Below are 7,876 nucleotides of genomic sequence, written 5' to 3'. Positions count from 1 at the left end.
GCCCAGTTCGGCGATGCTCGCGGTGAGTGCGTGCCGGGGCAGCACCCGCACCGTGTAACCGAAGGGTCCGGTGCGTCCGAGCGGGATGGTGCCCTCGTAGCGGTAACCGCCCTCCCCTTCGCCAACCGGCTGCAGGAACAGCGTCGAAGGATCCAGGATCCGGTCGGTCTGGTCGATCCGGCCGTAGGAGGCGAGGACGTCGACGTCCCCGAGTGCCAGCTCACCGAGGTCGACCGTGGCCCGCACCACCAGCGACTGGCCCACCTGAGGGGTGTCACCGAGACCAGCGGAGTCGACGTTGAGCACGCGGACCCCGGGCCACGCGGCATGCACCCGGCTCTTCCAGGCGGCCAGGTCCCGGGCTCCGGCGAAGCCGTTGGCGGCGGCGGCCCGGGCCGAGACACCGGCCGGCACGTAGTAGCGCTCGACGTACTCCTGGACCATGCGGCTGGCCAGGACCTGGGGACCGAGGGCCGACAGGGTGTGCTTGACCATCGCGGCCCAGCGCCGCGGGATGCCGTCGCCGGGCTCCGAGTCGTAGAAGCGGGGGGCGACGGTGTTCTCCAACAGGTCGTACAGGGCGGCGGACTCGATGTCGTCGCGCCGGTCGGGGTCCTCGACCCCGTCCGCGGTCGGGATCGCCCAGCCGTTCTGGCCGTCGAACATCTCGTCCCACCAGCCGTCCCGGATGGACAGGTTCAGGCAGCCGTTCAGCGCGGCCTTCATCCCCGACGTGCCGCACGCCTCCAGCGGACGCAGCGGGTTGTTCAGCCAAACGTCCGATCCGGAGTACAGGAAGCGCGCCATCCCGATGTCGTAGTCGGGGAGGAAGACGATGCGCGACCGCACGGCCGGGTCGTCGGAGAACTGGACGATCTGCTGGACGAGTTGCTTGCCGCCGTCGTCGGCGGGGTGCGCCTTGCCGGCGATGACCATCTGGATCGGCCGCTGCGGGTGCAGCAGCAGCCGGCGCAGCCGGTCACGATCCCGCAGCATGAGGGTCAGCCGCTTGTAGGACGGCACGCGCCGGGCGAAACCGATCGTGAGGATGTCCGGGTCGAAAACCGACTTCACCCACTCCAGCTCACCGGGTGCCGCGCCGCGCTCGAGCCAGGAGGCCCGCAGCCGGCGGCGGACCTCGGTGACGAGGCGCTCCCGCAGTTGCCGCCGGGCGGCCCACACGACCTCGTCGGGCAACGTGGAGATCTTCTCGAATCCGGCCGCGTCGTCGGAAAGCAGGCCCGGGTCGGGCTCGCGGTCAGCAAGCTCGATGATGGGCCGGGACACCCAGGTCGGGGCGTGCACCCCGTTGGTCACCGAGCCGATCGGGACCTCGGCGGTGTCGAAGCCGGGCCACAGCCCCGCGAACATTTCCCGGCTGACGATGCCGTGCAGCTTGCTGACGCCGTTCGAACGCTGTGCGAGCCGTAGGCCCATGTGGGCCATGTTGAAGACGTTGGGGTCGGCCTCCACCCCGAGCTGCAGGATCCGCTCGACCGGCACGCCGGGCCAGCCGTTGTCCCCGCCGAAATGGCGGGCGACCAGGCTGCGAGGGAACCGGTCGATGCCGGCGGGGACAGGGGTGTGGGTGGTGAACAGTGTGCCGGCGCGGGCGGCCTGGAGCGCCTCGTCGAAGCTGAGCCCGTTCTCGACGAGTTCCCGGATCCGCTCCAGGCCGAGGAAGCCCGCGTGCCCCTCATTGGTGTGGTACACCTCGGGCTCCGGAGTCCCGGTCACCGCGGCGTAGGCGCGCAGCGCGCGGACACCCCCGATGCCCAGCAGCATCTCCTGGAGCAGCCGGTGGTCGGTTCCGCCGCCGTAGAGCCGGTCGGTCACCCCCCGCTCGGCCGGCTGGTTGTCCTCGACGTCCGAGTCGAGCAGCAGCAGCGGGACCCGTCCGACCTGCGCCTTCCAGATCTGCGCGTGCAGCGTGCGACCCTCGGGCAGACCGACGGCCACCTTCACCGGCATCCCCGCCGTATCGGTCAGCTGGGTCAGGGGGAGCCCGTGCGGATCGATGCCCGGGTACCGTTCCTGCTGCCAGCCGTCCCGGGACAGGGACTGCACGAAGTACCCGGCCCGGTAGAGCAGGCCGACGCCGATGATCGGCACGCCGAGGTCGCTCGCGGTCTTGAGATGGTCGCCGGCGAGGATGCCGAGGCCGCCGGAGTACTGCGGCAGCACCTCGGTGATACCGAACTCCGGGGAGAAGTAGGCGATCGCCGACGGGGCGCTCTCGGCCTTCCGCTGCTGATACCACAGATCGGCCGTCAGGTACTCCTGGAGGTCGTCTGCGACGTCGGTGAGTCGGCGCACGAACCGACGGTCGGCGGCCAGCGCGAGCAGCCGGTTATGGTCCACCTCGCCGAGCAGGCGGACCGGGTCTCCCTTCGTCGCCCGCCAGAGCTCCGGATCAACAGACTCGAACAGGTCCAGCGTCTCGGGATGCCAGGACCAGCGAAGATTCAGGACTAGTTCCCCCAGTGGAGCAAGCTGCCCGGGGAGCTGTGCACGGACGGTGAACCGTCGGAGGGCTCTCACGAAGACGTGAGCCTAGACAGTGCCGGCGACGTCGACACACCCGGGTGCGGCCAGCTGGTCCCGGCCGGGAAACAACTGTCATGTCGACCCGATGACAGCCAGAATTGTCCGGAATCGGGGACCGGAGCCGCCCTTACTCGTTGTCTCGGGCGGTGCCCACCTTGGCCGTGAGCGCGGCCATCACCGCGGGGTCGCGCAAGGTCGTGACGTCGCCGAGTTCCCGGCCTTCGGCAATGTCACGCAGCAACCGGCGCATGATCTTGCCGGACCGGGTCTTCGGCAGGTCGTCGGCCCAGATGATCCGCCGTGGCCGGGCGAGCTTGCCGATCCGCCTGGCCACGTGCTCGCGCAGCTCGGCCTCGGTGGCCTCGTCGCCCGAGCGGTCACCGGCGAGCGTCACGAACGCAACGATCGCCTGGCCGGTCTGCTCGTCGTACTGTGCGACCACCGCCGCCTCGGCGACGGCCTCATGGGCGACGATCGCCGACTCCACCTCCGCGGTGGACAGCCGGTGCCCGGACACGTTGATGACGTCGTCGATCCGCCCGATGATCCAGAAGTAGCCGTCGGCGTCGAGGCGTGCGGCGTCGCCGACGACGTAGGTTGACGGGCCGAAGCGGGAGAAGTACGTCTTGACGAATCGCTCGTCGTCCTTGTAGAGGGTGCGCAGCATGGACGGCCACGGCTTGGTGATCACCAGGATGCCGGTGCCCTCAGTGACCGGCTCGCCGTCCTCCGAGAGCAGCGCCGGGCTGATACCGGGCAGCGGCAGGGTCGCCGAACCCGGTTTGGTCGACGTGACGCCGGCCAGCGGCGAGATAAGCGCGGAGCCGGTCTCGGTCTGCCACCACGTGTCGACGATCGGGCAGCGACCACCGCCGATGACCACGTGGTACCACAACCACGCCTTCGGGTTGATCGGTTCCCCGACCGTGCCGAGCACCCGCAGCGAGGACAGGTCGTGCCGACCGGGATACCGCGCGCCCCACTTGATGCACGTACGGATCGCTGTCGGCGCCGTGTAGAACACGGTGACCTTGTACTCCTCGATGAGCCGCCACCAGATGTTGTAGTCGGGGTAGTCCGGCGCCCCCTCGTACATCACGCTGGTCACGCCGTTCGATAGCGGGCCGTAGACGATGTAGGAGTGCCCGGTGATCCAGCCGACGTCCGCGGAACACCAGTAGACGTCGGTGTCCGGGTCGATGTCGAAGACCGCCCGGTGAGTGTAGGTGGCGCCGAGCAGGTAACCCGCGGTCGTGTGCAGGATCCCCTTCGGCTTCGCGGTCGACCCGGAGCTGTAGAGGATGAACAGGGGATGCTCCGCGGACAGCGGTTCCGGCGGGCAGTCGGGCGCCGCCGCGGCCAGCAGTTCGTGGTACCAGACGTCCCGGCCCGCGGTCATCGGCGCCCCGGTACCGCCCGGCCCGGGCACGACCACAATGTGCCCCAGCGCCGGGAGGTCACCGAGCTCCGCGTCGACGGCGGCCTTCACCGGCGCCGTCCGTCCCTTGCGCCGCGCGCCGTCCACGGTGATCAGCACCTTGGCGTCGGAGACCTCCATCCGCTCCCGGACCGCGGACGGCGCGAAACCGCCGAAGACCACGTTGTGGACCGCGCCGATCCGGGCGCAGGCCAGCATCGCGACGGCCACCTCGGGAATCATCGGCAGGAAGATCCCGACCACGTCGCCGGCGCGCACGCCGAGCGAACGCAGCCCGTTCGCCAGCCGCTGGGTGTCGGCGAGCAGGTCCGCATAGGTGACGGTGCGCCGCTCCCCCTCCTCCCCGTGCCAGTGGAAGGCCACCCGCTCGCCGCGCCCGGCTGCCACGTGCCGGTCCAGGCAGTTCTCCGACAGGTTCAGCATCCCGTCCGCGAACCAGGTGTAGAAGGGCGGGTTCGAGTCGTCGAGTACCTGCGTGAACGGCGTGTGCCAGGTCAGCAGCTCCTCGGCCTTGCGAGCCCAGAACGCGTTCGGGTCTGCCTCGGCGGCGGCCCGGTCGGCGTCCATCGGCAGGCGCCGGGTGAAGGCCGCCGACGGGTCGAAACGCTCCACGGACAGCAGGCTCTCCAGGGTCGCCTCGAGATCGGCGACGTTCTCGAGACCGGTCGAGACGCTGACACCTGTGTCGGTCACGGCTCCTCCTGGGTCGGCTCGGGACGAACAGCACGGTCACACGCTGCCCCCCGGTCTACCACGAAGGCCCGTCAACTCTCAGGAGTTGCGCGGCAGGTTCCGGCGGTCGGCAGGTTCCGGGCGTGAGAGGGGACCGGCCGGCGGTCGACCGTTGGCGATGTCCGCTATTTCCTGCTATGGGCTAGTGCGCCGGGTGGAACCGAGCGATCCCCGAACCCGATCTGGAGATGATTGATGAAGATCAGTGGGTGTCGGCCTATCGTGGCGACCGACATCTACAGCGACATCGAAACCATCCCCAAAGCCGGCACCGTCGACGATCTCGGCGGGTCGGACGGGGTGGGGAACGCCGGGGCGCCGGACGCCTCGCCGGTCATCGAGGGCCTGAAGCGGGAGGAACGCGGATGAGTGTGGTGCGGCTCGAGGTTGACGGCGGGATCGGCACCATCCGGTTAGACCGGCCGCCGATGAACGCGCTGGACTCCACGGTCGCCGCGGAACTGCGGACCGCCGCGGTCGAGGCGACCCGGCGGTCGGACGTCCGCGCGGTGGTGCTCTATGGCGGGGAAAAGGTGTTCGCCGCCGGGGCCGACATCCGGCAGATGGCGCCGATGGGTTACGCCGAGGTATCCACCTGGGTGGGCGATCTGAACTCCACCTTCGAGGTCGTGGCCCGGATCCCGAAGCCCGTGGTCGCCGCGGTGACGGGCTATGCCCTGGGCGGCGGGTTGGAGCTTGCCCTGTGCGCGGACGTGCGGGTCTTGGCCGAGGACGCCCGGGTCGGCCAGCCCGAGATCCTGCTCGGAGTGATCCCCGGCGCGGGGGGCACCCAGCGGCTGCCGCGCCTGATCGGCCCGTCCCGCGCCAAGGACCTCATCTTCAGCGGCAGGCAGGTCCGGGCAGCCGAGGCAGCGGAGATCGGTCTGGCCGACGCCGTCGTTCCCGCGGGTGAGGTGTACGTGCAGGCGAAGCGGATCGCGGGCCGGTACACGAACGGCCCGGCGATGGCGCTCGCGGCGGCGAAGCAGGCGGTTGACGACGGCGCGGAGATCGCGCTGGCCGAGGCGCTACGTCTGGAGGCGGCGCTGTTCGCCGGGCTGTTCGCCACCGAGGACCGGCGGATCGGAATGGAGTCCTTCCTCGAGAACGGGCCCGGCAAGGCCGACTTCATCGGCCGCTGACGGAGACCCCGTGCGGTGTCTGTGGTAGGGGTCCCCGGATTGCGCCGAAGGCGCCATCCGGGGGTTACCGCATGGCCAGGTCGGCGATGACCGGCCGGTGGTCACTGCCGAAGTCGCCGCCGACCTCGAAACCCGTCACCGCGAACGCGGGTGAGGCCAGCACGTGGTCGATGCGCAGCACGGGCGGCAGGATCAGGCTCTTGGAGTTCCAGGTCGGTTGCCATCCGCCGCCGCCGACGTCGTGCGCGTCGCGTACCCCCGAGTTCACCAGCCGACGGAACGGCCGGTGGTCCCGGGTGGCATTGAAGTCGCCGGCCATGACGACCGGCAGCGTGGCGTGTTCGAGCTGCGCGCGCAGCGTGTCGAGCTGGGTCCGCCAGCGGTCGGTGTAGGCGCTGGTCGTCGGTGAGATCGTGTGCACCGCGTACACGACGAAGCGTCGACGCTCATCCACCTCCACGGTGGCCCGCAATGACATTGCTCCGCCGACGACCGGGGCCGCGGCGTCGTGCAGCGGGAAGCGGGAGAACACGGCGGCGCCGAACGCACCCGGCTCCGGGTGCACCTCGCGGTACCGGTAGCTCGCCAGCGCTCCGGACGAGGTGACCCGCGCCAGGGTGAGCGGGGAGAGCTCCACGAGGACGAGCACGTCCGGGTTCGCGGCGCGGATCTGCGCGCCCAGCCGGTCGGCGTGGTCGTTGTAGTAGAGCAGGTTCGCCGACATCACCCGCAGGCGCGCGGCACCCTGCGGGGCCTCCTCGGCGCCGCCGGGGAAAACCTCGGGCAGGGTCCAGAACAGATGGATGGCGATCAGGGCCATGGAGATGATCATCAGCAGGTTGCGACGGAGCGCGAAGGCCACCGCCACGGTGGCGTAGGCCGGGAGGTAGAGCAGTTCGGTCCCGGCATTGATCGCGGAGTAGGGCCAGCCCACCGCATCGTCGAGATGGGCCAACCGGCCGAGGGCGATCCCCCCGAGTCCGGCCACCGCGACCCACGCGACGATCACGACCAGGGGGCGGACCGGGAAGGTCGGGTGCGGCCGGGGCTCCGGGGCGGCGACCGGGATGTCCCTGTGCCGGTAGGTGGGGTCGGTGCCCGGCACGGCGGAACCGGACTCCTGCGCGGAACTCACTTCACCAGAGTGCCCGGCTGGCAGGGCCGTCCGGGAGGCGGGTGCTCCCGGACGGCCCGTTCGGTGGTGAGACGTCGGTAACGGTGGGGCCGATGGCCGTAGCTTGCCGGCGCCGGGAGCCGTCGGCGCCCGTGCGGCGGCTATCGGTGACTGGTCAGGTGGCGGCTGTGGCGCCGACCAGCGGGCGCGCCCGTTCGTGCCATTCGCGGACCGTCACCGTCGGGTGCGTGTCGAGCTCACGGTCCAGCTCCCGCAGTTTCTCGGTGACCCGGGAGGACGACAGCTGCCCGGCGACGGCGACGGCCCGGTAGCCCGCCTCCAGGGCGGCCTCCAGGTCCGGAGTCGGTCGGCGCAGGTAGGCCAAGGCGAGGTCGGCCTCGGCGTAGCTGCGGGTTCGGGCGCGCGCCGCGCCCTGCAGGCTCCGGGCCTCGAGCAGTTTCGTCTCGGCCGGTCGGGCGCGGCCCAGCAGTAACAGGCAGTGACCATGGCACTCGGCGACGTCGCCGGCGTTGTAGTGGCCGGCCCAGGACGGTCCGTCGTCCCCGTCGCTGCGCGCGATCGCCCGGTCCATCTTGTCCAGGGCCTCCATGCAACCGGCCTCGTCACGGTTGCGTGCCAGCGCCCAGGCATGCTTGTCGTGCAGCATGGCCTGCACGGCATACGAGGAGTGCCGCACCGCGCGGCCGAGGGCCGCCCGGGCCAGGGCGAGGCTCTGCCGGGGATGGCCCAGCCGGGCGGCCTGGTCGCTCATCGCGGACAGCACCCGGCCGGCGAGCATGACGTCGTCGGCGTGTTCGGCGAGGCTGAGGGCCTGGATGTAGTAGCGCTGCGCGAGGGCCTGCCGGTTGCTGTCCTGGGCGAGCCACCCGCTGAGGTGAGGAT

The 7,876-nt window shown here is 70.7% G+C and carries 5 protein-coding genes and 1 pseudogene; 2 read left to right on the top strand and 4 right to left on the bottom strand.

Annotation, left to right across the window (positions count from 1 at the left end; all coding sequences use genetic code 11):
• Positions 1–2,541, bottom strand: a 2,541-nt coding sequence (glgP, locus tag AC08OX_RS12150; protein WP_476607923.1) for an alpha-glucan family phosphorylase, incomplete at its 3' end; no start/stop codon positions are given.
• Between the two features lie 133 nt (positions 2,542–2,674).
• Positions 2,675–4,678 carry an acetate--CoA ligase gene (gene acs, locus AC08OX_RS12145; RefSeq protein WP_476607922.1) on the bottom strand — a complete coding sequence of 668 codons (2,004 nt, stop codon included), beginning with the start codon at positions 4,676–4,678 and terminating at the stop codon, positions 2,675–2,677.
• Between the two features lie 261 nt (positions 4,679–4,939).
• Here acs and AC08OX_RS12140 point away from each other — a divergent pair, with 261 nt between their 5' ends.
• Together AC08OX_RS12140 and AC08OX_RS12135 are read left to right on the top strand one after the other, a co-directional pair.
• Positions 4,940–5,086 carry a hypothetical protein gene (locus AC08OX_RS12140; RefSeq protein ID WP_476607921.1) on the top strand — a complete coding sequence of 49 codons (147 nt, stop codon included), beginning with the start codon at positions 4,940–4,942 and terminating at the stop codon, positions 5,084–5,086.
• A complete protein-coding gene (locus tag AC08OX_RS12135; protein ID WP_476607920.1) occupies positions 5,083–5,859 on the top strand; it encodes an enoyl-CoA hydratase/isomerase family protein in 777 nt (258 codons plus the stop codon). The genes AC08OX_RS12140 and AC08OX_RS12135 overlap by 4 nt, the downstream gene beginning before the upstream one ends.
• 64 nt (positions 5,860–5,923) lie before the next feature.
• Here AC08OX_RS12135 and AC08OX_RS12130 read toward each other — a convergent pair whose 3' ends face one another.
• Together AC08OX_RS12130 and AC08OX_RS12125 are read right to left on the bottom strand one after the other, a co-directional pair.
• A complete protein-coding gene (locus tag AC08OX_RS12130) occupies positions 5,924–6,994 on the bottom strand; it encodes an endonuclease/exonuclease/phosphatase family protein (RefSeq protein ID WP_476607919.1) in 1,071 nt (356 codons plus the stop codon).
• A 154-nt stretch (positions 6,995–7,148) separates the two neighbouring features.
• Positions 7,149–7,876 (bottom strand): annotated as a pseudogene (locus AC08OX_RS12125) (transcriptional regulator); the annotation flags it as partial.

The sequence above is a fragment of the Frankia sp. CoBUL1 genome, assembly GCF_978021245.1.
This window is presented reverse-complemented; position numbering and strand designations above follow the sequence as displayed.

What these genes read in the sequence shown, in the direction of transcription:
- AC08OX_RS12135 (WP_476607920.1), top strand. Translation starts at nt 5,083, where the DNA reads ATGAGTGTGGTGCGGCTCGAGGTTGACGGCGGGATCGGCACCATCCGG.